Source organism: Streptomyces sp. NBC_00659 (assembly GCF_036226925.1).
Taxonomy (GTDB): domain Bacteria; phylum Actinomycetota; class Actinomycetes; order Streptomycetales; family Streptomycetaceae; genus Streptomyces.
The window spans coordinates 4,040,943-4,066,093 of the sequence record NZ_CP109031.1; the positions used below are offsets into that span (position 1 = coordinate 4,040,943).

The following is a 25,151-nucleotide window of genomic DNA, read 5'->3' on the forward strand; positions in this document are numbered from 1 at the left end:
GCACCTCGCGGCGCCCGGGGCCGGCGCCTAGCGGATCTCGAGGATCTTCTCTCGCATCGCGTAGACCACGGCCTCCATCCTGGAGTGCAGTTGCAGCTTCTCCAGGATGTTGCGTACGTGGTTCTTCACGGTGTTCTCGGAGATGAACAGCTCCTTGGCGATGTCACGGTTGTTCATCCCCGTGGCCACCAGCTTGAGGACCTCCAGCTCGCGGTCGGTGAGCCGCGGCGCGGGCACCAGCCGGCGCTCGTCCGTGCGCTGGATCATCGACTTGAACTCGGTGAGGAGTTTCGACGCCATCGACGGACTGATCTGCGACTGCCCGTCGGCGACCGCGCGGATGGCGGTGGCCACCTCGTCCGTGGAGATCTCCTTGAGGAGGTACCCGGTCGCCCCCGCCTTGATCGCGTCGTAGAGGTCGGCCTCCTCGTCGCTGATCGTCAGCATGATGATCTTCGCGCTGGGGGCCACCTCCTTGATGGAGGTGCACGCCTCGATACCGCCGCGCTTGGGCATCCGTACGTCCATCAGCACGATGTCGGGCAGCAGGTCGGCGGCCTTGTCGACCGCCTCCGCGCCGTCCCCCGCCTCACCGACGACCTGGATGTCCTCCTCGGCCGCGAGGACGATCTCCAGACCGCGGCGGAAGAGAGCGTGGTCGTCCACGACAAGGACCCTGATGGGCTCCTTGCGTGAAGAGCCCCCGTCCGGGCCGGATGCGGCGACTCCGCCGCCGGTGTCGCCGGCACGCATCGGTCCGAAGCTGTCCGCCATCGTTCCTCCCCCTGAAGGCCGTGGCCTGTGTTTCCGCGGCATCGCCAACCCAAGGCAACGACCCACCGGTTGGGCCGGTGCGGCCATGATTCCATGTCCGCACGGCGGCGGGGTGACGGAGCGGGACGTGAAGTGGTCGCACACCGGTGCCCCTGGGGGCGCACTCGCGCTCCAGGGGCACCGGCTCATCCGTCACCGGGGACGGTCAGCCGCCGAGCGCGCCACCCGGCGCGTCCGCTCCGGCCTGGGTGACCATCGGGTCCGTGTTGAGGTGGATGACCCCGTAGTCGTACGCGTGGCGCCGGTAGACGACGCTGGGCTCCTTCGTCTCGGAGTCGACGAAGAGGTAGAAGTCGTGCCCGACCAGCTCCATCTCGTAGAGCGCCTGGTCGAGCGTCATCGGTGCGGCCACGTGGGTCTTCTCCCGGACGACACAGGGGCCTTCGCCCATGATCTCGAGAGAGCCGATCTTCTTGGTGGGTACGGCGTCCGGCTCCTCGTCGTGGACGACGTCACCGCTGCCGTTCAGGGTCGCGGCCCCCGGGACGACGTCGGCGACCTCGGCCGCCGAGATCCGGCCGTTGCCACGGCGGGTGTAGCGCTTGTCGTGCTGCTTGCGCAGCCGGGCCTCGAGCTTGTCCGCGGCCAGGTCGAGTGCTGCATACGCGTCGCTTGCCGCCGCCTCCGCCCGGATCACCGGCCCGCGGGAGTGGAGCGTGATCTCCACCCGGTCACTGCGGTCGGCCTGTCGGGGGTTGGGCTCCTTGGACACCTCGACGTCGAGGCTGATCACCTTGCCATCGAGCTTCTGGATCTTCTCCAGCTTCAGCTTCTCGGCCACGTGCTTGCGGAACCGCTCGGGCACCTCGGTCTTGCGGCCCTTGACGACGATGTCCACGCAGAACTCCGTTCCCGGATAGCCCCGCTCCACTGGCGGAGCATCTCCCTTTTGCACCAGGCTCCGGTGAGCCCCGGAACCTCGGACTCGGTGACTTTCACCTCCTCCTCCCCCAAGGACAAGATCTCCACCCCACCGATGCGGGTGATTGCCGGAAAGTGATGCCTCGGCACTCGGACGCGCGAGGTACGGCCTGCGCCATTGCCTCACAACCGAACATATCTCGCCCGGACGGATGTCGTCACCCTCTACTGATACGTACCTCCGTTCAGGTGAATTGACCCTCTTATTACCTGCAACGATGCAAGTTCTCGGTCAGTTCCGGTTTATTTCGAAGGCGTCCGGCGGTGCCGCGATCACGGCCGAACCGACCGTCGCACCACTCCTTCCTCCGGCCTGCTCCCTACCCGGGATTCGCCTGTACACCTCCGCCCGTCCCGTCCTCTCACCCGTCCACCGCAGCGCCCGCACACCCGACTGCGCCGCCCGCACCGCCCGCGCCGCCTCCGCCAACGACGCCCCGGTGGTCATCAGGTCGTCCACCAGCACGACCCGCTCTCCTTCGGCCAGCATCTTCCCGCCACCGGCGACGACCTCCAGAGCGCCCGCCAGATTCACCGCCCGCTGGCGGGAGTTCAGCCCCGACTGGTCAGCCACGGCACGCTTCTGCCGCAGCACACCGAGCACCCGGGCCGGCGTTCCGGTACGCCGCAGCTCCCGCGCCGCCGCGAGCGCGATCCGCCGCGTCGGATCGTGCCCCCGCGCCCGGACCGCTCGCCGCGCCGACGGCACGGGCACGAGCAGCACGGGCCCGTGCCCCGCCCCGGCCGCCCGGACCGCCGCTCCAAGGGTGTCCGCCCTCTCCCGCTCTCCCCGCACGTCCCCCTTCCCGAACCCCTGCGGCCCCTGCGAAGCCGCGGGCCGACCAGCCTGACCAGGACGTACCGCGGGCTCCAGACCTGCCCGCACAGCCCCCGCGAGGGCCACGCCCAGGGGTGCCGCCAGCGCCAGCGCACCCCGTTCCTTGTGGGCGAGGAGCATGGCCCGCACCTCGTCCCCGTAGGGAGCCGCCGCGTGCACCACGGACAGCCCCGCCGGCTCGGGCACCGGTCGCACCCGGCACGGAGCGGCCCCTGTCAGGGCGGCACGGCACTCGGGACAGAGCACCGTGCGAGGCCTCCCGCAGCCTCCGCACTCGGCCGGCAGCACCAGATCCGTGAGGTCCCGCCACCACCCCCGCATGGCCACCACTGTGCCAACGGCCGGACCGCTCGGCCACCCCTGTGGAAAAGCCTGGGGAACCGCCTGTGGACAGTCCCGAAACGGCGGTGGGCCCGCCCGGAAACCGGACGGGCCCACCGCGGACGCACACGGCTCTACCCGGGGTAGACCGGCGCCGTCCCGTCCTGGACCACCTTCTGCCACTGCTCGCCCGCCGACAGCCGCACGATCCCGTCCGCCTCCGAGTGCGCCACGAGAGGCAGCTGCTCGTCCTCCGACGCCGCGATCTCCTTGACGTTGGCCAGCGCGGAGGGCGAGGTGCCCAGCGGGGTGGAACCGTCGACCTGGACGTACCGCATCTGCTGCACACCGCCCTTCTCGCTGCCGACCACCACGAGGCGGCTGTCCCCGGCCCAGGACATGGCCGTGACCTCCTCCAGCTGGGGCGCGACGGAACGCGGTTCGACGATGTACGCGCCGTCGGGCTCGCCGGACTCGGACCGCTCGATGCGCCCGATCTGGAGCGAGCTCCTGCCGTCCTTCTCGACGATCAGCGCGACGCGCACACCGTCGGCGGCCACCCGCACCGCCTCGACGCGCCCGTCGACCTCCGGTGCCTGCACGACGACGGGCTCGCCCGCGCCCTTGCGCAGCAGAATCAGTCTGGGGTTCTTCGGGTCGCGGTCGGCGACCCACAGATCGCCGTGCGCGTCCCAGCTGGGCGCCGTCAGCCGGTCGTCGGCCGTCTTGCCCTGGCTGCTCACCACCGGCTCGGCGAGCGAACCGCCCGGCACCAGCGACCCGACGTACAGGTTCCGGCCGTCGGCCGACACCCCGGCGGCGGTGCCCTCGTCCCGCGACACCGCGGCGGCCCGCAGCTTCTTGCCGCCCTCGCCCAGCGCACCGGGCACCGGCTCGGGCTTCTTGTCGCTGTTGCCACCGGGCATCCGTACGAGCCGCTGGTCGTGATCGATGAAGTACTGGTACTCCGGGTGCTCGCCCGTGCCGTGCGAGGCGACGCTCTCGGCCTTGGCCTTGGTCAGCACGCACAGCTGCGAGCCGTTCGACCTCTGGAGCTCCACCTCGTCGACGCCGGTGGGCGTCAGGTTCCGGAGGGTGAGCAGGATCTGGGCCGCCATCTTCCTGCACTGGGGGCTTCCGACCCGGTCGGCCCTCGCGTTCAGCGGCACGGTGACGCTGTTGCGGTCGTCGGGCGACAGCGACACATCGCCGTTCTTCAGTTCCGTGCCCGAGGGGAAGCTCGACCTGACCACCGGGTTCAGCCAGCTCGTGGGGCCCTTCAGGAGGGCGCGCACGATCTGCGTCATCGGATCCACCTGCGCGCGCACGAAGACCGGGTCGGCGACGGTCCCCAGGGGACGGCCGTTTCCGGAGGTCCCGTTCGACGCGTAGTAGTACTTGTTCACGGACACGTAGTTGCGCTGGAAGTCCGACGTGCCCATCACGACGCCCTGCGGCAGCCCGTCGATACGCCACTGCTTGTTGCTCTTCAGCTTGGTCAGATGCACCGATCCGCTGTACTGGCCGGAGTCCGGCCCGTAGGCGTGCCGGGCGTCCACGGTGGCGACCTTGCTGCCGTTCAGCCGGAACAGGACGTCACGACTGCCTTCCTTGGTCCCCGAGGGCGCTCCCACGGGTTCCGGCGCGTCCGCGAGGACCGTCGTCGAACGGTAGGGGTCCCACGTCTTGCGCGCACTGTCGGTGAGGTATTTGCCGGCCGTCTCGTACTTGGCGTCGTCGCTGGTCAGCGCCTCCAGGAAACCCTGGACGATCTCCGCCGCCGAGGCGCCGGGATGCGGCGGCACGGCGTAGACGCGAACCTGCGAGTCCTGGCGCGGGGTGGACTCCACCCCGCGCAGATCCCCGCTGTCCGGCATCGAGGCGCACCCCGCCAGCAGCAGGACTCCACAACCGGCATACACCATGACGCTCACCGAACGGCGTCCGCGGACGCCGTTCCCCCCGCGGTCAGCGCCCACGAAATGCCTCCCCATGTCCGAGCTCCTCCGGCGTCTCGCCGTCCCGCCCCCGCTCATGCGCGGTCCGTTCCCGGCCGGTGCCGGATGTCTCCTCCTGGCGGCGCGGCGCCCCGGCGGGCCGGGGCACCACACGAGCGCCGTTGCCCGGCAGCGCCGTCGGATCGGCCGTGGGCGAGACCCCGGCCAGCCGCGGGGCCATGGCCCCTGGCGGCGGTATCCGATCCGCCGCGGACCCGGCCTGCTGCACCGGGACCGTGGCGCGCTTCGTGGCTCCGCCGTGCGGCAGACCGGCGTCGTCGAGTCCGCGGTTGCGCCGGGAATCCTTGGGTTCCAGGGGTATCGGTGATCCCCTGAGGGGCTCGTCCGCCGTCCGCGGCAGGGTCAGCCGGAACTGCGAACCACCGCCCGGCTCGCCCCAGGCCTGCAGCCAGCCGCCGTGCAGCCGCGCGTCCTCCAGGGCGATGGACAGCCCCAGACCCGTGCCGCCGGTGGTACGCGCGCGTGCCGGGTCTGCCCGCCAGAAGCGGCTGAACACCCGGGTCGCCTCGCCGGGCTTGAGCCCGACGCCGTAGTCGCGGACCGCGATCGCGACCGCTCCGCCCGCGGCGGCGAGCTTGACGACGACGTCCTTGCCCTCGCCGTGCTCCACGGCGTTGACGACGAGGTTGCGCAGCACCCGCTCGACCCGCCGGGCATCCGCCTCGGCTATCAGCGGCTGCTGGTCGCCGACCACGCGTATGCGCGTTCCCTTGCGCTCGGCGAGCGGCTCGGCTCCGCCGACCACCCGTCGTACGACTTCCCTGAGGTCGATGGCGTCGGCCTCCAGCGCCGCCGCGCCCGCGTCGAACCGGCTGATCTCCAGCAGGTCGGCGAGGAGCGTCTCGAAGCGGTCGAGCTGGTCGGCGAGGAGCTCGGCCGACCGCGCGGTCACCGGGTCGAAGTCCACGCGCGCGTCGTGGATGACGTCGGCGGCCATCCGCACGGTGGTCAGCGGTGTGCGCAGTTCGTGCGACACGTCGGAGACGAACCGCCGCTGCATCCGGGAGAGGTCCTCGAGCTGCTGGATCTTGAGCTGGAGGTTCTGCGCCATCTTGTTGAAGGCTTCGCCGAGGCGCGCGATGTCGTCCTCGCCGGTGACCTTCATACGTTCCTGGAGGCGTCCGGCGGAGAGCCGCTCGGCGATCCCGGCCGCCATCCGCACCGGTGTGACGACCTGGCGCACCACGAGCCAGGCGATGGCCCCGAGGAGCACCACGACGAACAGCCCGGCCGTCGCGAGGGTGCCCTTGACCAGGCTCAGCGACTTCTCCTCCTGCGTCAGCGGGAAGAGGTAGTAGAGCTGGTACGCGTCCCCGTTGGGGTCGCTGACCCGCTTGCCGATGACCAGTGCCGGCTGGGACTGCTTGCCGTCCTTGTAGACGACACGGGTGTAGCTCTGCGCCGCCGAGGTGCCCTCGTCGAGCCGGCCACGCAGGTTCTCGGGGACGCTCACCGTCGAGTCGACCTGGCCCGAGGACCGCGGTGCGAGGCCGCCGCTGCCGTCGCCCGCGGCGGTGGAGTTGAGCGTCACCACGTCGAACGCGCCCTGCCCGCCACTGGACAGGGACACGACGAGGTCGGTCATCCACTGGCTGACGTTCTTGGACGGGCGGCCGTCGGCGGCCGTGCCGTCGTCGCCGTTCGCCGTCGCCGCCGCGTCCGCCTGCTGCTTGGCCACGGCGAAACCGCCGGTGGCCTGGCTCTGCGAGGCCCTCACCTTGGCGTCGAGCAGACCGTTGCGCACCTGCCCGATCACGACGAAGCCGAGAAGCAGGACGACGCCCATCGACATCAGCAGCGTCGTCGCGACGATCTTGAGCTGGATGTTGCGCCGCCACAGCCGCATCACGGGCAGCAGCGGACGGCGCACCCAGCGTATGAGCAGCCGGAGAACCGGACTGCCCTGGACCCCGCCCTGGAGCAGCCCTCCTTCGAAGAACCGCTCCCAGCGGGAGCCCTTCATTTTCCGGCCGACAGGCCGCCCCGAACGATCCCCCAGCTCAGCGGACGCCGAAGCGGCACTGTCCCATGACATGTCAGCTCGGTCCTGCCTTGTATCCGACGCCTCGAACGGTCACCACGATCTCCGGGCGCTCCGGGTCCTTCTCGACCTTGGAGCGCAGTCGCTGGACGTGCACGTTGACCAGACGGGTGTCCGCCGCGTGCCGGTAGCCCCACACCTGCTCCAGGAGGACCTCACGCGTGAACACCTGCCACGGCTTGCGCGCCAGAGCGACCAGCAGGTCGAACTCCAGCGGCGTCAGCGCGATCGACATGCCTTCCCGCTTCACAGAGTGACCGGCCACGTCGATGACGAGATCGCCGATCGACAGCTGCTCGGGTGCCGGTTCCTCCGAACGGCGCAGCCGCGCCCTGATCCGCGCCACCAGCTCCTTCGGCTTGAACGGCTTCACGATGTAGTCGTCGGCGCCCGATTCGAGGCCGACCACGACATCGACGGTGTCGCTCTTCGCCGTGAGCATCACGATCGGCACCCCGGACTCCGCCCTGATCAGGCGGCACACCTCGATGCCGTCCCTTCCGGGCAGCATGAGGTCCAGGAGCACCAGGTCGGGCTTGGCGTCGCGGAAAGCGGCCAGCGCCTTGTCACCATCGGCTACGAAAGACGGCTCAAAACCTTCACCACGCAACACGATGCCGAGCATCTCGGCCAGTGCGGTGTCGTCATCGACGACAAGGACTCGTCCCTTCATAAACGACATCATCCCATTAACTAAATCGTTACCTGGCGTGACAAGTCACACAGCTCGGCGAGAGCCTCAGCCGTCACGGGCGAAACAACGCCCTCTTCGGTGACGATCGCCGTGATCAACTCCGGCGGCGTCACGTCGAACGCCGGGTTGTACGCCTGGGTCCCCAGGGGTGCCACAGGTATACCCCTTCCCGGCTCCACACCCACCACCGGCACCTGCGGAGCCGCGATCTCCGTCACTTCATGACCCGCGCGCTGCTCGACCTCGATGGATGCACCGTCGGGCGTGTCCTGATCGATCGTCGTGACCGGCGCCACCACGATGAACGGCACGTGGTGGTACCTGGCAAGCACCGCGAGCGGATAGCTCCCCACCTTGTTCGCCACCGAACCGTCGGCGGCGATGCGGTCGGCCCCGATCAGCACCGCGTCCACCTCCCCGGCCGCGAACAGCGAGCCCGCCGCGCTGTCCGTGAGCAGGGTGTAGGCCATTCCGCTGCGAGCGGCCTCGTAGGCCGTCAGACGGGCACCCTGGAGCAAGGGCCGCGTCTCGTCCACCCAGAGCCGCCGCAGCCGCCCCGCCCGGTGCGCGGCGAGCGCCACCGCGAACGCGGTTCCCTCACCGCCGGACACCAGCGCACCCGTGTTGCAGTGCGTGAGCACCCGGTGGCCGCCGCCCGGCAGCAGCTCGTCGAGCAGTGCCAGCCCGCGCCCGGCCATGCGCGAGCTCGCCTCGGCGTCCTCGCGGTGCAGCGCCCGCGCCGCGCCGAGGGCCGCCGACGCGGCGGCCGCCTCGTCCCCGCCCGCGGACAGCGCCGCCCGGTGGGCCGCCTGCGCCCGGCGCACACCGACCGCGAGATTCACGGCGGTCGGCCTGGCACCGGCCAGCGCGTGGGCGGCCTCCTCCACGTCGAATCCGCGTACGGCGGCGAGCGCGACGCCGTACGCCCCGGCGATCCCGAGCAGCGGAGCCCCTCGCACCGCGAGCGTACGGATCGCCTCCACCAGCGCGGGCGCGTCCGTGCACACCAGCTCGACCTCCTCCGCGGGAAGCCTCGTCTGATCGAGAAGGACCACCACAGGGCCTTCGGGCGGCTCGTGCCAGCGGATCGCGGGTATCTCCGTCGGCCCGCTGTCCTGGCGGGGTTGCGCGTACTGATCGGCCATTCGCCCAGTCTGCCCCGTACCCGGCGGACAATTGAAGGTGTGCAGCCCATACGGGGGCCCGACCGTTGCCGGGCACGCCATGACACGATGGCTGTCGACCTGCCGCCGCGACCGCGGGCCGGGCACCGTGAAGGAGCGACGATGAACGACACTCCGGGCTGGGCGTCGCCCGGATCCGCCCCCTCCGGCGAAGAGACGCCGGACTCGTCCGGCACCCCGCGACCCGCGGACCAGGACGGAGCGAACCCGCCCGAGCAGCCGTCGAAGTGGTCCAAGGAACAGCCCCCGCCCGGTCAGTGGTCCGCGCCCGCCCCGCAGGGGCCCGCGCAGGCCCCGCCGCCCCCCGCGCCCGGCCCGGGCTGGGGCGGCCGTCCGCCGGGCGGCCAGGGCGGTGGATACGGCGGCTGGGGAGGCCCCGGACAGGGCGCTCCCGGAGGTCCCGGCGGCTGGGGCGCACAGGCGCCCGCCGCCAAGCCCGGCGTGATCCCGCTGCGCCCGCTCGGCGTCGGCGAGATCCTGGACGGCGCCGTCTCGACCATGCGCGCCTACTGGCGCACCGTCCTCGGCATCTCGCTGGCCGTCGCCGTCGTCACGCAGGTCGCCATCATCCTGGTCCAGGGCTTCGTCCTGGACAGCACCGACACGGAGGCGCTCAACGACCCCAGCGCCACCGTCGGCGAGCTGAGCCGGGCCATGGGCGACGCCCTTCTCGGCTCCGGTCTCGTCCTGCTCGTCACCCTGCTCGGCACCATCGTCGCGACGGCCCTGCTCACCTCGGTGACCAGTCGCGCCGTGATCGGCAAGCCGGTGACCACGGGCGAGGCGTGGCGGGACGCCCGTCCCCGGCTCGCCAGGCTGTTCGGCCTGACGCTGCTGCTCCCGCTCATCGCCGTCGCGATCCTCACCGCCGGCGCACTGCCGGGTCTGCTCGTGATGGCGGGCGGCTCGGCCGAGGCCGGCTTCACGCTCGCCGTCTTCGGCGCCTTGGCCGCAGGTGTCGTCACCCTCTGGCTGATGGTCCGCTTCTCGCTCGCCTCCCCCGCCCTGATGCTGGAGAAGCAGAGCATCGCGAAGTCGATGCGCCGCTCCGCGAAACTCGTCCGCGGCTCCTGGTGGCGGGTGTTCGGCATCCAGCTCCTCGCCGCGATCATCGCCTTCATCGTGGAGTCGATCGTCGTGATCCCCTTCGCCGTCCTCGCCGCCGCACTGAGCGGCGACGGCTTGACCGGCTTCCTCGACAGCTCCGGCGGCGATCTCGGCTGGACCTATCTCATCGTCAGCGGCATCGGCTCGGTGATCGGATCGATGATCACCTTCCCGATCACCGCGGGCGTCACGGTGCTCCTGTACATCGACCGGCGCATCCGCCGCGAGGCCCTCGACCTCGACCTGGCCCGAGCCGCCGGCCTCCAGGACTACGGCAGCGTGGCCTCCGGAACCACCGGCACCACACCAGGGAGTTGATGCGGTGAACGGGGCGGGGGGAGTTCTCACGGCGGTACTCGCGGGGCCGCACACCGGTGCGACAACGGTCCTCGCGCTGTCCCGGAGCGACACACCACCGGTGACCACGCCGCGCGAGGCCGCACGGGAGGCGGCCAGACGCGAACTGTCCAAGCGGATGTACCACGAGAACGACCCCGGCCTCGTCCAACGCGCCCTGAACGCCTTCTGGGACTGGGTCGACAGACTGTTCGGCGCCGCTTCGGCCGCGACACCCGGCGGAACGCTCGGACTCGTCGTCATCGTCCTCACGGCCGCGGCGGTCGTGGCCGCCCTGTGGTGGCGCCTGGGCACTCCGCATCGCACCCGGGCCTCGTCCGCCACCCTCTTCGACAACCGCCCCAGAAGCGCCGCCGAACACCGCGCCGCCGCCGAGGCACACGCCGCCCAGGGCCACTGGAACCAGGCGGTCCAGGAACGCATGCGCGCCGTCGTGCGATCCCTGGAGGAACGCGCCCTGCTCGATCCGCGCCCCGGCCGCACGGCCGACGAGGCCGCCGCGGAGGCAAGCCGCTCCCTGCCCTCCCACACCGACCGGCTGCGCGCCTCGGCACGCGAGTTCGACGACATCACGTACGGCGGCCGATCCGGCGACCCACGCGCGTACCAGCGCCTCACCGAACTCGACCGCGACCTGGAGCGCACGAGGCCCGTACTCACGGACAACGCCCCCGGCACGCACCGGAACACGGCCCGCGACAGCCGCCAGGGGGCCGCCTCATGACCGAGGCCGGCCTCGCCTCCACCTCGTCCTCGCCCACCACCCGGCAGTTGTGGACCCGCGCGCGCGGAATCGTCCTCGCGCTCGTCCTCCTGCTCGCGGCCGCGGTGGCGATAGCCGCGGTCCGCTCGGACGCCCGGCACGGCCGCCTCGACCCGCGCTCCGCGGACCCCTCCGGCAGCCGGGCCGTCGCCCGACTCCTCGCCGACCAGGGGGTCTCCACACGTCTGGTCACCACTCTCGGCGAGGCGGCCTCCGCGGCGGGCCCCGACACCACCCTGCTGGTCGCGTCCCCCGATCTGCTGACCAAGCGTCAACAGAGCCTTCTGCGGACGGCGACGGAGCGCTCCGGCGGCCGTACGGTCCTGATCTCGCCCGGACCGCCCTCCCTCGGCACCCTCGCCCCCGAAGTCACCGCCGATCCCGCGGTCGGCTTCGACTCCACGCTCTCCCCCCGCTGCGGTCTGCCCGCCGCCCGACGGGCGGGCAGCGCCGACACGGGCGGCATCCGCTACAGCACCACCGATCCGAACGCCGACACCTGCTACCCGAGCGACGGACTGCCCACGCTCCTGCGCGTTCCGGCACGCTCCGGAAGCGGCGACACCGTCGTCCTCGGCGCCCCCGACATCCTCTTCAACGACCGTCTCGACGAGCAGGGCAACGCCTCGCTCGCGCTCCAACTCCTCGGCTCCCGCACCCATCTGATCTGGTACCTCCCCTCGCTCTCCGACGACTCGGCCACCGACGCGGGCGACCAGAGCTTCTTCGACCTGCTCCCCTCCGGCTGGCTCTGGGGCACACTCCAGCTCTTCATCGCGGCCGGCGTGGCAGCACTGTGGCGGGCACGCCGCATGGGCCCCCTCGTACCCGAACGGCTTCCCGTCGCGATCCGCGCCTCCGAAACCGCAGAAGGCCGCGCCCGGCTCTACCGCAAGGCGTCCGCCCGCGACCGCGCGGCCGCCGCTCTGCGCTCCGCCACCCGCACCCGCCTCGCCCCCCTCATCGGCGCACCCCCGGCCCAGGCCCACGCGCCCGAGACCCTGCTCCCCGCCCTGGCCGCCCACGTCGACGGCGACTCACAGGCCCTGCTCCCGCTCCTCTTCGGGCCGCCGCCCCGCGACGACGCGGCCCTCGTCTCACTCGCCGACCAACTCGACGCCCTCGAAAGAGAGGTACGCATTTCATGATGGACCCGACCACTGACAACGCCGGGTACGCCGGGTACGCCGGGTACACCGGGGACGCGGACACCGCCCGCTCCTCCCTGGAAGCCCTGCGCGCCGAGATCGCCAAAGCCGTGGTCGGCCAGGACCCCGCTGTGACCGGCCTCGTCGTCGCCCTCCTCTGCCGCGGACACGTTCTCCTCGAAGGAGTCCCCGGGGTGGCCAAGACGTTGCTCGTCCGCGCCCTCGCGTCCGCGCTGGAACTCGACACCAAGCGCGTCCAGTTCACCCCCGACCTCATGCCGAGCGACATCACCGGCTCACTCGTCTACGACGCCCGCACCGCCGAGTTCTCCTTCCAGCCCGGCCCGGTCTTCACCAATCTCCTGCTCGCCGACGAGATCAACCGCACGCCTCCCAAGACCCAGGCGTCGCTTTTGGAGGCGATGGAGGAACGCCAGGTCACCGTCGACGGCACACCCCGACCGCTCCCCGAGCCCTTCCTGGTCGCCGCGACCCAGAACCCGGTCGAGTACGAGGGCACCTATCCCCTCCCGGAAGCCCAACTGGACCGCTTCCTGCTCAAACTGACGATCCCGCTGCCCTCCCGCCAGGACGAGATCGACGTCCTCACGCGCCACTCCGAGGGTTTCAACCCCCGCGACCTGCGCGCCGCGGGCCTGCGTCCGGTGGCCGGCCCCGCCGACCTCGAAGCCGCCCGCGCGGCGGTCGCCAAGACAGCGGTCTCCCCCGAGATCACCGGCTACGTCGTCGACCTGTGCCGCGCGACCCGCGAATCGCCGTCGCTCACCCTCGGCGTCTCCCCGCGCGGCGCGACGGCCCTGCTCGCCACGGCCCGCGCCTGGGCCTGGCTGACCGGCCGCGACTACGTCATCCCCGACGACGTCAAAGCCCTGGCCCTGCCGACCCTGCGCCACCGCGTGCAACTCCGCCCCGAAGCCGAGATGGAGGGCGTGACGGCCGACTCCGTCATCAACGCGATCCTCACCCACGTCCCCGTCCCCCGCTGATGGCACTCACCGGACGCGCCGCCCTCCTGGCGGCCCTGGGAGCGATCCCCGTCGGCATCTGGGGACCCGGTTGGACAGGCATCCTCGCCGTGAACGTCCCCCTGGCCCTGGCCTGCGCCTGCGACGCCGCCCTCGCGGCTCCCGTACGACGCCTGGGCCTGACCCGCTCCGGGGACACCTCGGTGCGCCTCGGCGAATCCGCGGACGTCACGCTCACGGTCACCAATCCCTCCGGCCGACCGCTGCGCGCACACCTCCGCGACGCCTGGCCGCCCAGCAGTTGGGAACCCGGCACGGAGGTCGAGGCCTCCCGTCACCGTCTGACGGTCCCCGCCGGCGAACGCCGCCGTCTGACGACCCGTCTGCGCCCCACGCGCCGCGGTGACCGCCGGGCCGACCGTGTCACGATCCGCTCGTTCGGCCCGCTCGGTCTGTTCTCCCGTCAGGGCAGCCACGAAGTTCCCTGGGCCGTACGCGTCCTGCCGCCTTTCACCAGTCGGAAGCACCTCCCTTCCAAACTGGCCCGGCTCCGCGAACTCGACGGCCGCACCAGTGTGCTGACGCGCGGTGAGGGCACGGAGTTCGACAGTCTGCGCGAGTACGTTCCCGGTGACGACACCCGGTCCATCGACTGGCGCGCCACGGCTCGCCGAACGACGGTCGCCGTACGCACCTGGCGTCCCGAGCGCGACCGTCACATCCTTCTGGTCCTCGACACCGGCCGCACCTCGGCGGGCCGCGTCGGTGACGCGCCCCGCCTCGACGCCTCCATGGACGCGGCCCTGCTCCTCGCCGCGCTGGCCTCCCGTGCCGGCGACCGCGTGGACCTCCTCGCCTACGACCGCCGAGTACGTGCCCTGGTCCAGGGCCGTGCGGCGGGCGACGTCCTTCCGTCCCTGGTCAACGCGATGGCCGGGCTCGAACCGGAGCTCGTCGAGACGGATGCCCGCGGCCTGACCGCGACAGCCGTGCGTACGGCCCCGCGACGCTCTTTGATCGTGCTCCTGACGACCCTCGACGCGGCCCCTGTCGAAGAGGGCCTGCTCCCTGTGCTTTCCAGCCTCACCCAGCGCCACACGGTGCTGCTGGCATCGGTCGCGGACCCGCACGTCGCGCGCATGGCGAAGGCCCGGGGGGACGTCGACGCGGTCTACGAGGCAGCGGCGGCGGCCCAGGCCGAGGCGGGACGTCAGCGCACGGCGGAGACGCTGCGGCGGCGCGGAGTCACCGTCGTCGACGCGACTCCGGACGCCCTCGCGCCGGCCCTCGCGGACGCCTATCTGGCCTTGAAGTCCGCAGGCCGCCTGTAAAAGAAGACCTGCAGAAGAAGAACAGAAGGCTGAAGGAGACCGCCCCCTTTCTCACGCCCGAGAAATATCCTCGCGAGAAGTACCCCCGCGGGAAACACCTTCACGGGAAATACCCCTGGAACGCAGAAAACCCCCGGACCGGTATCCCCGGTCCGGGGGTTTTCTTCAAAATTTGTTCGGCGGCGTCCTACTCTCCCACAGGGTCCCCCCTGCAGTACCATCGGCGCTGTGAGGCTTAGCTTCCGGGTTCGGAATGTAACCGGGCGTTTCCCTCACGCTATGACCACCGAAACACTATGAAACTGTCAACCAGACCACGCTCTGTGACAAACGTGGGGTTGTTCGTGGTTTCAGAACCAACACAGTGGACGCGAGCAACTGAGGACAAGCCCTCGGCCTATTAGTACCAGTCACCTCCACCCGTTGCCGGGCTTCCAGATCTGGCCTATCAACCCAGTCGTCTACTGGGAGCCTTAACCCCTCGAGGGGGTGGGAATACTCATCTCGAAGCAGGCTTCCCGCTTAGATGCTTTCAGCGGTTATCCCTCCCGAACGTAGCCAACCAGCCATGCCCTTGGCAGGACAACTGGCACACCAGAGGTTCGTCCGTCCCGGTCCTCTCGTACTAGGGACAGCCCTTCTCAATATTCCTACGCGCACAGCGGATAGGGACCGAACTGTCTCACGACGTTCTAAACCCAGCTCGCGTACCGCTTTAATGGGCGAACAGCCCAACCCTTGGGACCGACTCCAGCCCCAGGATGCGACGAGCCGACATCGAGGTGCCAAACCATCCCGTCGATATGGACTCTTGGGGAAGATCAGCCTGTTATCCCCGGGGTACCTTTTATCCGTTGAGCGACGGCGCTTCCACAAGCCACCGCCGGATCACTAGTCCCGACTTTCGTCCCTGCTCGACCCGTCGGTCTCACAGTCAAGCTCCCTTGTGCACTTACACTCAACACCTGATTGCCAACCAGGCTGAGGGAACCTTTGGGCGCCTCCGTTACTCTTTAGGAGGCAACCGCCCCAGTTAAACTACCCATCAGACACTGTCCCTGATCCGGATCACGGACCCAGGTTAGACATCCAGCACGACCAGACTGGTATTTCAACGACGACTCCACCTGAACTGGCGTCCAAGCTTCACAGTCTCCCAGCTATCCTACACAAGCCGAACCGAACACCAATATCAAACTGTAGTAAAGGTCCCGGGGTCTTTCCGTCCTGCTGCGCGAAACGAGCATCTTTACTCGTAGTGCAATTTCACCGGGCCTATGGTTGAGACAGTCGAGAAGTCGTTACGCCATTCGTGCAGGTCGGAACTTACCCGACAAGGAATTTCGCTACCTTAGGATGGTTATAGTTACCACCGCCGTTTACTGGCGCTTAAGTTCTCAGCTTCGCCACCCCGAAGAGTGACTAACCGGTCCCCTTAACGTTCCAGCACCGGGCAGGCGTCAGTCCGTATACATCGCCTTACGGCTTCGCACGGACCTGTGTTTTTAGTAAACAGTCGCTTCTCGCTGGTCTCTGCGGCCACCCCCAGCTCACCGAGTAAATCGGATCACCAGTGATGGCCCCCTTCTCCCGAAGTTACGGGGGCATTTTGCCGAGTTCCTTAACCATAGTTCACCCGAACGCCTCGGTATTCTCTACCTGACCACCTGAGTCGGTTTAGGGTACGGGCCGCCATGAAACTCGCTAGAGGCTTTTCTCGACAGCATAGGATCATCCACTTCACCACAATCGGCTCGGCATCAGGTCTCAGCCTTGATGTGTGACGGATTTGCCTATCACACGGCCTACACCCTTACCCCGGGACAACCACCGCCCGGGATGGACTACCTTCCTGCGTCACCCCATCACTCACCTACTACAGGTCTGGTCCGTCGGCTCCACCACTCCCCTTTGCCCGAAGGCTCCGGGGCGGCTTCACGGACTTAGCATCGCCTGGTTCGATGTTTGACGCTTCACAGCGGGTACCGGAATATCAACCGGTTATCCATCGACTACGCCTGTCGGCCTCGCCTTAGGTCCCGACTTACCCTGGGCAGATCAGCTTGACCCAGGAACCCTTAGTCAATCGGCGCACACGTTTCTCACGTGTGTATCGCTACTCATGCCTGCATTCTCACTCGTGAACCGTCCACCACTGCCTTCCGGCGCGGCTTCACCCGGCACACGACGCTCCCCTACCCATCACAACACCCGTTGGGGCTATACGCTGCAATGACACGACTTCGGCGGTACGCTTGAGCCCCGCTACATTGTCGGCGCGGAATCACTAGACCAGTGAGCTATTACGCACTCTTTCAAGGGTGGCTGCTTCTAAGCCAACCTCCTGGTTGTCTGTGCGACTCCACATCCTTTCCCACTTAGCGTACGCTTAGGGGCCTTAGTCGATGCTCTGGGCTGTTTCCCTCTCGACCATGGAGCTTATCCCCCACAGTCTCACTGCCGCGCTCTCACTTACCGGCATTCGGAGTTTGGCTAAGGTCAGTAACCCGGTAGGGCCCATCGCCTATCCAGTGCTCTACCTCCGGCAAGAAACACACGACGCTGCACCTAAATGCATTTCGGGGAGAACCAGCTATCACGGAGTTTGATTGGCCTTTCACCCCTAACCACAGGTCATCCCCCAGGTTTTCAACCCTGGTGGGTTCGGTCCTCCACGACCTCTTACAGCCGCTTCAACCTGCCCATGGCTAGATCACTCCGCTTCGGGTCTTGAGCGCGCTACTGAATCGCCCTATTCGGACTCGCTTTCGCTACGGCTTCCCCACACGGGTTAACCTCGCAACGCACCGCAAACTCGCAGGCTCATTCTTCAAAAGGCACGCAGTCACGAGGCAAGCACAAGTGCTTGCCCGACGCTCCCACGGCTTGTAGGCACACGGTTTCAGGTACTATTTCACTCCGCTCCCGCGGTACTTTTCACCATTCCCTCACGGTACTATCCGCTATCGGTCACCAGGGAATATTTAGGCTTAGCGGGTGGTCCCGCCAGATTCACACGGGATTTCTCGGGCCCCGTGCTACTTGGGTGTCTCTCAAACGAGCCGTTGATGTTTCGACTACGGGGGTCTTACCCTCTACGCCGGACCTTTCGCATGTCCTTCGCCTACATCAACGGTTTCTGACTCGTCTCACAGCCGGCAGACTGTGAAAGAGAGATCCCACAACCCCCCAAGCGCAACCCCTGCCGGGTCTCACACGCTTGAGGTTTGGCCTCATCCGGTTTCGCTCGCCACTACTCCCGGAATCACGGTTGTTTTCTCTTCCTGCGGGTACTGAGATGTTTCACTTCCCCGCGTTCCCTCCACATACCCTATGTGTTCAGGTATGGGTGACAGCCCATGACGACTGCCGGGTTTCCCCATTCGGAAACCCCCGGATCAAAGCCTGGTTGACGGCTCCCCGGGGACTATCGTGGCCTCCCACGTCCTTCATCGGTTCCTGGTGCCAAGGCATCCACCGTGCGCCCTTAAAAACTTGGCCACAGATGCTCGCGTCCACTGTGCAGTTCTCAAACAACGACCAACCACCCGTCACACACCACTTACGCGGTGCTTCACCGGGGCCGGCACTGAAGGCAGCCTTTTCGGCCGTACCTTCAGACACCCAACAGCGTGCCCGACACTCTTACCGCTTCCCTCATTCTTTCCACGCTCCGAAGAGCAGTACCGGAAGGAGAAGACGGTCAAGAGTGCCGAATAATCAACGTTCCACCCATGAGCAACCACCGTCGGACATCTGCCGACGTAATGGCCCTGGACCACCGGGCAAGCCCGGCGGCCTAGATGCTCCTTAGAAAGGAGGTGATCCAGCCGCACCTTCCGGTACGGCTACCTTGTTACGACTTCGTCCCAATCGCCAGTCCCACCTTCGACAGCTCCCTCCCACAAGGGGTTGGGCCACCGGCTTCGGGTGTTACCGACTTTCGTGACGTGACGGGCGGTGTGTACAAGGCCCGGGAACGTATTCACCGCAGCAATGCTGATCTGCGATTACTAGCAACTCCGACTTCATGGGGTCGAGTTGCAGACCCCAATCCGAACTGAGACAGGCTTTTTGAGATTCGCTCCGCCTCACGGCTTCGCAGCTCTTTGTACCTGCCATTGTAGCACGTGTGCAGCCCAAGACATAAGGGGCATGATGACTTGACGTCGTCCCCACCTTCCTCCGAGTTGACCCCGGCAGTCTCCTGTGAGTCCCCATCACCCCGAAGGGCATGCTGGCAACACAGAACAAGGGTTGCGCTCGTTGCGGGACTTAACCCAACATCTCACGACACGAGCTGACGACAGCCATGCACCACCTGTACACCGACCACAAGGGGGGCACTATCTCTAATGCTTTCCGGTGTATGTCAAGCCTTGGTAAGGTTCTTCGCGTTGCGTCGAATTAAGCCACATGCTCCGCTGCTTGTGCGGGCCCCCGTCAATTCCTTTGAGTTTTAGCCTTGCGGCCGTACTCCCCAGGCGGGGAACTTAATGCGTTAGCTGCGGCACCGACGACGTGGAATGTCGCCAACACCTAGTTCCCACCGTTTACGGCGTGGACTACCAGGGTATCTAATCCTGTTCGCTCCCCACGCTTTCGCTCCTCAGCGTCAGTAATGGCCCAGAGATCCGCCTTCGCCACCGGTGTTCCTCCTGATATCTGCGCATTTCACCGCTACACCAGGAATTCCGATCTCCCCTACCACACTCTAGCTAGCCCGTATCGAATGCAGACCCGGGGTTAAGCCCCGGGCTTTCACACCCGACGTGACAAGCCGCCTACGAGCTCTTTACGCCCAATAATTCCGGACAACGCTTGCGCCCTACGTATTACCGCGGCTGCTGGCACGTAGTTAGCCGGCGCTTCTTCTGCAGGTACCGTCACTTTCGCTTCTTCCCTGCTGAAAGAGGTTTACAACCCGAAGGCCGTCATCCCTCACGCGGCGTCGCTGCATCAGGCTTTCGCCCATTGTGCAATATTCCCCACTGCTGCCTCCCGTAGGAGTCTGGGCCGTGTCTCAGTCCCAGTGTGGCCGGTCGCCCTCTCAGGCCGGCTACCCGTCGTCGCCTTGGTGAGCCACTACCTCACCAACAAGCTGATAGGCCGCGGGCTCATCCTTCACCGCCGGAGCTTTTAACCCCCACCCATGCAGGCAGGAGTGTTATCCGGTATTAGACCCCGTTTCCAGGGCTTGTCCCAGAGTGAAGGGCAGATTGCCCACGTGTTACTCACCCGTTCGCCACTAATCCACCCCGAAGGGCTTCATCGTTCGACTTGCATGTGTTAAGCACGCCGCCAGCGTTCGTCCTGAGCCAGGATCAAACTCTCCGTGAATGTTTTCCCGACTGCGTCGGGGCTACATCACGAGAGCGGAACAACCGGTCGGAATAGGACCGGCGTTCACAGCGTCCTCGCTGATGCGCCTGCCGGAACAATGCCCGGCAGGACTTTTTCAAAGGAACCTCGTCCCGACCGAACGGCCGGAGACGGGGTATCAACAAATCTGGCGTTGATTTTTGGCACGCTGTTGAGTTCTCAAGGAACGGACGCTTCCTTTGTACTCACCCTCTCGGGCTTTCCTCCGGGCGCTTCCCTTCGGTCTTGCGTTTCCGACTCTATCAGACCGTTTCCGTATCCGATTTCCTCGGTGCTTTCCAGGTTTCCGCTTTCGCGTTTCCCTTTCCGGCGAGTCCGACTCTATCAGAACCTTTCGGGCCCGATTTCCTCGGTGCTTTCAAGGTAATCCGCTCTCGCGTTTCCCTTTTCAGCGACTCCGACTTTATCAGAATCTGTGGGCCGGATTGACCGGCAACCATTTCTGAATCATCAGGAGGGGCTTCTTCTGAATCGACGTGTCGATTGCTTTGAGAAGCGAGCAGACTCTAGCCGCTGCCACCGGATGTGTCCAGTTCTAGGCAACTGTTCAAATCTACCTCCCCGCTCAACCCGTGTCAACGAGTTTTCTGGGGTAACGACAAGGCTAGCAGGTCAGCCGGGGCACGCGCACATCAGGCGGCTGTAGGCAGAGTGGCGCTGCGCTCGCTCGCCGCGACGTCTCCGGTCTCACCGGAGCGTGCCGCGCGACCTCCGAGGACATAGACGTACGCGAGAAAGGCCAGCTCAGCAGCGATCCCGATGCCGATACGGGCCCAGGTCGGGAGGCCCGACGGCGTGACGAAGCCTTCGATGGCACCCGAGATGAAGAGAATCAACGCCAGTCCGATCGCCATGCCCAGTGCGGCGCGTCCCTCTTCCGCGAGAGCTGTACGACGGGACCGCGGGCCCGGGTCGATCACGGTCCAGCCCAGCTTCAGTCCCGTCCCCGCGGCGACGAAGACGGCGGTCAGTTCCAGCAGGCCGTGCGGGAGGACGAGGCCGAGGAAGGTGTCGAGGCGGCCGGCCGACGACATCAGGCCGATGCCGACACCCAGGTTGAGCATGTTCTCGAGGAGAACCCCGAGGACCGGAAGGCCCAGGAAGACGCCCAGCACCAGGCACAGGGCGGCCGCCTCGGCGTTGTTCGTCCACACCTGGGCGGCGAAGGCGGCGGCGGGATGACTGGAGTAGTAGGTCTCGTACTCACCGCCGGGGCGGGTGAGGGAACGCAGTTCTTCAGGGGCGGCGATGGCGGCCTGGACCTCGGGGTGGGTGCCGATCCACCACCCGAGGAGGGCGGCTATCGCCGTGGACAGGAGCGCCGTGGGCACCCACCAGTGGCGGGAGCGGTACACGGCCGCTGGGAAACCGTGTGTCAGGAAGCGGGTGACGTCGCGCCACGAGGCTCGGCGGGTGCCTGTGACCGCGCTGCGCGCGCGTGCCACGAGTTGGCTGAGACACCCGGTCAGCTGGGGATCGGGCGCGCTGGACTGGATCAGCGAGAGATGGGTGGCGGTTCGCTGGTACAGGGTGACGAGTTCGTCGGCCTCGGCCCCGGTCAGCCGGCGCTGGCGGCGCAGCAGGGCGTCGAGTCTGTCCCACTCGGCTCGGTGGGCGGAGACGAAGACGTCGAGGTCCATCGGTTTGCCTGCTCCTCGCTGCGCATCGGGGGCTCGTCGTTGATGTCAGCTTGTCCTACTGGGGCGCGATGCGCCCTCAGCTTGGCAGACTGGCGGTTGTCGGGGCAGGTCAGGGGAAGGGCGGTGCGCGTGAGTGAGCTGGTGACGGGCGAGGCAGTGGCATTGGAGTTGCGGCCCGCGAAACTGCCGAGCCGGGCGCTTGCCGTGGTGCTCGACCTGGCCTTGGCGGTGGCGGTCTACATCGTCGTGACCATCGGTCTGGTCGCCGCGACCGCCGCGTTGGACGACGCGGCGCAGATCGCCGTCTCGCTCGCGAGCTTTCTGCTGGTGCTGGTGGGCGGCCCGATCGCCGTGGAGACGCTCAGTCACGGCCGCTCTCTGGGAAAGCTGGCGTGCGGGCTGCGGGTGGTGCGGGACGACGGCGGGCCGATCCGGTTCCGGCACGCTCTGGTGCGCGGTGCCGTGGGGGTGGTCGAGATCCTGATGACGTTCGGGATCGTCGCGTGCATCGCTTCGCTGGTGTCGGAGCGCGGGCGGCGGCTCGGTGACGTGTTCGCCGGGACCCTCGTCGTGCGGGAGCGGATTCCGGTGGGACGGATGCCGTACGTTCCCGCGCCGCCGCCCTGGCTGGCGGGACGGTTCGCGGAGCTCGATCTGTCCGCCGTACCGGACGGGCTGTGGCTGGCCATCCGCCAGTACCTGACGCGGATGCGGCAGCTGGATCCGCAGATCGGTGGGGCGATGGCGGAACGGCTCGCCGTGGATCTCGCCGCTCGTACCGGGGCACCGGCGCCGCAGGGCGTACCGGCGGGCGCGTATCTGGCGGCTGTCGTGCACGAGCGGCAGACCCGCGAGGCCCGTCGGACGTTCGGTGCTGTGCCAGGCGGATTCGCGCCCCCCGCACCCGGCGGCCATCACTTCCCGCAGCCGGGACAACCGGGTGGGCCTGTCGGCTATCCCTTCCAGCCCGGCGCTCCCGCCGGCTATCCCCCTCAGCCGGGCGCTCCTGTCGGCCACCCGTTCCAGCCTGGATCCGGCATACACCCCACCCGGTCGGCCCCCGCCGGGTACGGGATCGCGCCTCAGCAGCCGTCCCCGCCTCCGGCCGGTTCGGCCAACCCGGTCGCTCCGGCGAACCCGGTCGCCCCGGTCGAGCACGCCGGCCGGGACGAGCGTCCGTCGACCGGCTTCGCGCCGCCCGCGTAGACGCCCTCGCCACCGGATCGGCGGTGGCTCAGAACGGCCCGGCAGCGCTGTCAGGTGAACACCGACGGCGGTGATTCCAGGTGTTCCAGTTCGATGCCGGGGGCCGCGAGCACCACGTCGCCGGCGATGTGCACGGCGTGCTGTTCCCCCGTGTCCAGTGCTGTGACCTGGTATTCGTCCACGGTCAGCGGCCCGTTGTCAGTGGCGTGTGTTTCGCTTGCGATCAAGGCCCAGGACTGGTCGAGGGTGCGCGGGGCGAGGACCGGGTCGGTGAAGGCGACGAGGCGGACGCGGGTCGCCGCGGGAGTGAGGGAAGGGGTGAGGCGAAGGAGGCGGGCGGTGGCGACGAGGAAGGCGGGAGAGGTGCCGGTGAAGGCGTGGGCGGGCACGTTGCCTTCGGTGGCCTCGGTCCCGGTGGGGTCGGTACGGACCCAGGTCACGCCGTCGAGAGCGGCGCCCCGCACCTGCCAGCCGGACGCGTGCAGTTCGAGGCGGATGGGGCGGCCTAGATCGTCGAGGGCGAGGTCGACGGAGCCGGTGACCGTCGCCGTCGCGGGCTCGGGGAGGCCGTCCGGCGTCGTGCCGGAAGGCGTCGTGAGTTGGGATACGTAGCGCCAGCCGGAGGGGCCGGGCGCGCAGTGGAAGTGTTCGTCGGCGAGGGGGGTGTGATCGTGCGGATCATGGAGCGAATAGCGGCCGCGGGGCATGGGCGTTCAGGTCCTCATCGGGGACAGGCCCCCGCCGGGACGGCGAGGGCCTGCTGACATCCGGACGCCGAGCGGTGGTACCGCTGCTCGGCGGGCGTGCTCAGTAGCGGTAGTGGTCCGACTTGTACGGGCCGTCGACCTCGACACCGATGTACGAGGCCTGCTCGGGGCGGAGCGTCGTGAGCTTCACGCCGAGCGCGTCGAGGTGGAGACGGGCGACCTTCTCGTCCAGGTGCTTGGGCAGCACGTAGACGTCGGTCGGGTACTCCTCGGGCTTGGTGAACAGCTCGATCTGGGCCAGGGTCTGGTCCGCGAACGAGTTGGACATCACGAACGACGGGTGACCGGTCGCGTTGCCCAGGTTCAGCAGGCGGCCCTCGGACAGCACGATGATGACCTTGCCGTCGGGGAACTTCCAGGTGTGGACCTGCGGCTTGACCTCGTCCTTGACGATGCCGTCGATCTTCGCGAGGCCGGCCATGTCGATCTCGTTGTCGAAGTGACCGATGTTCCCGACGATCGCCTGGTGCTTCATCCTGGCCATGTCCGCGGCCATGATGATGTCCTTGTTGCCCGTCGTGGTGACGAAGATGTCGGCCTTGTCGACGACCTCGTCCAGCGTCGTGACCTGGTAGCCGTCCATCGCCGCCTGCAGCGCGCAGATCGGGTCGATCTCGGTGATGATCACTCGGGCACCCTGGCCGCGCAGGGACTCCGCGCAGCCCTTGCCCACGTCGCCGTAGCCGCAGACGACGACGGTCTTGCCGCCGATCAGCGTGTCGGTGGCACGGTTGATGCCGTCGATCAGCGAGTGGCGGCAGCCGTACTTGTTGTCGAACTTCGACTTGGTCACCGCGTCGTTCACGTTGATCGCCGGGAACAGCAGGGTGCCGTCGCGGTACATCTCGTACAGGCGGTGGACGCCGGTCGTGGTCTCCTCGGTCACGCCGCGGATCTCCGAGGCGAGCTGGGTCCACTTCTGCGAGCCGTCCGTGATGGTGCGGTGCAGGAGTTCGAGGACGACGCGGTGCTCGTCGGACTCGGCGGTGTCGACCGAGGGGACCTTGCCGTCCTTCTCGTACTCGACGCCGTTGTGGACGAGCATGGTGGCGTCACCACCGTCGTCCAGGATCATGTTCGGGCCGCCGGTGGGGGTGTTCGGCCAGGTCAGCGCCTGCTCCGTGCACCACCAGTACTCCTCCAGGGTCTCGCCCTTCCAGGCGAAGACCGGGACGCCCTGCGGGTTCTCGGGCGTGCCGTCGGGGCCGACCGCGATGGCGGCGGCGGCGTGGTCCTGGGTGGAGAAGATGTTGCAGGAGGCCCAGCGGACCTCGGCGCCCAGGGCGACCAGGGTCTCGATGAGAACGGCGGTCTGCACGGTCATGTGCAGGGAGCCGGTGACGCGGGCGCCCGCGAGGGGCTGCGCCTCGGCGTACTCCCGGCGGATCGACATCAGGCCGGGCATCTCGTGCTCGGCGAGGGTGATCTCCTTGCGGCCGAAGGCGGCCAGGGAGAGGTCGGCGACCTTGAAGTCCTGTCGGTTGTCGACAGTCGTCATACGAGCTGCTCCTCGGAATCGGGGCGAGGTGGATAGGGCTGTCCTGCGCGGCGGCAGCACGTACGCGTGCCCGACCGGGGCACGGACGTGCACCGGCAGGGCACAGGTGTGCCCG

General features: G+C 68.0%; 16 protein-coding genes and 3 rRNA genes. 6 read left to right on the top strand and 13 right to left on the bottom strand.

Annotated features, from left to right (window positions below; genetic code table 11):
- Positions 1 to 27: 27 nt before the first annotated feature.
- The 7 genes from OG410_RS17410 to mtnA all read right to left on the bottom strand — a co-directional run bounded on the left by OG410_RS17410 (position 28) and on the right by mtnA (position 8,812).
- On the bottom strand, positions 28 to 774 hold the full coding sequence (locus OG410_RS17410; RefSeq protein ID WP_328451810.1) for a response regulator transcription factor: 747 nt from the start codon (positions 772 to 774) through the stop codon (positions 28 to 30).
- A gap of 205 nt (positions 775 to 979) precedes the next feature.
- Entirely contained in the window at positions 980 to 1,672 is a 693-nt protein-coding gene (gene hpf / locus OG410_RS17415; RefSeq protein ID WP_387308373.1) for a ribosome hibernation-promoting factor, HPF/YfiA family, read from the bottom strand.
- A 315-nt stretch (positions 1,673 to 1,987) separates the two neighbouring features.
- Positions 1,988 to 2,914 carry a ComF family protein gene (locus tag OG410_RS17420; protein ID WP_329300012.1) on the bottom strand — a complete coding sequence of 309 codons (927 nt, stop codon included), beginning with the start codon at positions 2,912 to 2,914 and terminating at the stop codon, positions 1,988 to 1,990.
- Positions 2,915 to 3,048: 134 nt separating this feature from the next.
- Positions 3,049 to 4,839: an LpqB family beta-propeller domain-containing protein gene (locus OG410_RS17425; protein ID WP_329300013.1), complete on the bottom strand. Its 1,791-nt coding sequence runs from the start codon at positions 4,837 to 4,839 to the stop codon at positions 3,049 to 3,051.
- A 43-nt stretch (positions 4,840 to 4,882) separates the two neighbouring features.
- Positions 4,883 to 6,967, bottom strand: a complete 2,085-nt coding sequence (gene mtrB, locus OG410_RS17430) for an MtrAB system histidine kinase MtrB (protein ID WP_329300014.1) — start codon at positions 6,965 to 6,967, stop codon at positions 4,883 to 4,885.
- 1 nt (position 6,968) lies between these two features.
- The gene (gene mtrA / locus OG410_RS17435; protein ID WP_192582811.1) at positions 6,969 to 7,658 is read right to left on the bottom strand and encodes a two-component system response regulator MtrA; all 690 of its coding nucleotides are present in this window, start codon (positions 7,656 to 7,658) and stop codon (positions 6,969 to 6,971) included.
- An 8-nt stretch (positions 7,659 to 7,666) separates the two neighbouring features.
- Positions 7,667 to 8,812 (bottom strand): S-methyl-5-thioribose-1-phosphate isomerase, encoded by a 1,146-nt coding sequence (gene mtnA, locus OG410_RS17440; RefSeq protein WP_329300016.1) that lies wholly within the window; start codon positions 8,810 to 8,812, stop codon positions 7,667 to 7,669.
- Between the two features lie 141 nt (positions 8,813 to 8,953).
- On the opposite strand from mtnA, the gene OG410_RS17445 reads away from it, so the two are divergent.
- From OG410_RS17445 to OG410_RS17465, 5 genes are read left to right on the top strand one after another with little or no spacing between them, the layout of a single operon-like run.
- On the top strand, positions 8,954 to 10,276 hold the full coding sequence (locus tag OG410_RS17445; protein WP_329300017.1) for a glycerophosphoryl diester phosphodiesterase membrane domain-containing protein: 1,323 nt from the start codon (positions 8,954 to 8,956) through the stop codon (positions 10,274 to 10,276).
- Between the two features lie 4 nt (positions 10,277 to 10,280).
- Complete coding sequence (locus tag OG410_RS17450) at positions 10,281 to 11,039, top strand: DUF4129 domain-containing protein (protein WP_329300018.1); 759 nt, start codon at positions 10,281 to 10,283, stop codon at positions 11,037 to 11,039.
- Positions 11,036 to 12,226: a DUF4350 domain-containing protein gene (locus OG410_RS17455; protein ID WP_329300019.1), complete on the top strand. Its 1,191-nt coding sequence runs from the start codon at positions 11,036 to 11,038 to the stop codon at positions 12,224 to 12,226. The genes OG410_RS17450 and OG410_RS17455 overlap by 4 nt, the downstream gene beginning before the upstream one ends.
- Positions 12,226 to 13,233 (top strand): AAA family ATPase, encoded by a 1,008-nt coding sequence (locus OG410_RS17460; RefSeq protein ID WP_329300020.1) that lies wholly within the window; start codon positions 12,226 to 12,228, stop codon positions 13,231 to 13,233. The genes OG410_RS17455 and OG410_RS17460 overlap by 1 nt, the downstream gene beginning before the upstream one ends.
- Entirely contained in the window at positions 13,233 to 14,543 is a 1,311-nt protein-coding gene (locus OG410_RS17465) for a DUF58 domain-containing protein (RefSeq protein ID WP_329300021.1), read from the top strand. The genes OG410_RS17460 and OG410_RS17465 overlap by 1 nt, the downstream gene beginning before the upstream one ends.
- 174 nt (positions 14,544 to 14,717) lie before the next feature.
- Here the strand turns inward: OG410_RS17465 and rrf are convergent.
- From rrf to OG410_RS17485, 4 genes are all read right to left on the bottom strand, one after another.
- A 5S ribosomal RNA gene (gene rrf / locus OG410_RS17470) occupies positions 14,718 to 14,834 on the bottom strand.
- Positions 14,835 to 14,923: 89 nt separating this feature from the next.
- Positions 14,924 to 18,044, bottom strand: a 23S ribosomal RNA gene (locus tag OG410_RS17475).
- Positions 18,045 to 18,357: 313 nt separating this feature from the next.
- Positions 18,358 to 19,883: ribosomal RNA gene (locus OG410_RS17480) — 16S ribosomal RNA — on the bottom strand.
- The 16S, 23S and 5S rRNA genes sit together here, the layout of an rRNA operon.
- A 674-nt stretch (positions 19,884 to 20,557) precedes the next feature.
- A complete protein-coding gene (locus tag OG410_RS17485; RefSeq protein ID WP_329300022.1) occupies positions 20,558 to 21,565 on the bottom strand; it encodes a stage II sporulation protein M in 1,008 nt (335 codons plus the stop codon).
- Positions 21,566 to 21,694: 129 nt separating this feature from the next.
- On the opposite strand from OG410_RS17485, the gene OG410_RS17490 reads away from it, so the two are divergent.
- Entirely contained in the window at positions 21,695 to 22,771 is a 1,077-nt protein-coding gene (locus tag OG410_RS17490; RefSeq protein ID WP_329300023.1) for an RDD family protein, read from the top strand.
- Between the two features lie 50 nt (positions 22,772 to 22,821).
- Here OG410_RS17490 and OG410_RS17495 read toward each other — a convergent pair whose 3' ends face one another.
- On the bottom strand, positions 22,822 to 23,478 hold the full coding sequence (locus OG410_RS17495) for a hypothetical protein (RefSeq protein ID WP_329300024.1): 657 nt from the start codon (positions 23,476 to 23,478) through the stop codon (positions 22,822 to 22,824).
- Between the two features lie 100 nt (positions 23,479 to 23,578).
- Positions 23,579 to 25,036 (bottom strand): adenosylhomocysteinase, encoded by a 1,458-nt coding sequence (gene ahcY, locus OG410_RS17500; RefSeq protein ID WP_329300025.1) that lies wholly within the window; start codon positions 25,034 to 25,036, stop codon positions 23,579 to 23,581.
- Positions 25,037 to 25,151: the final 115 nt, after the last annotated feature.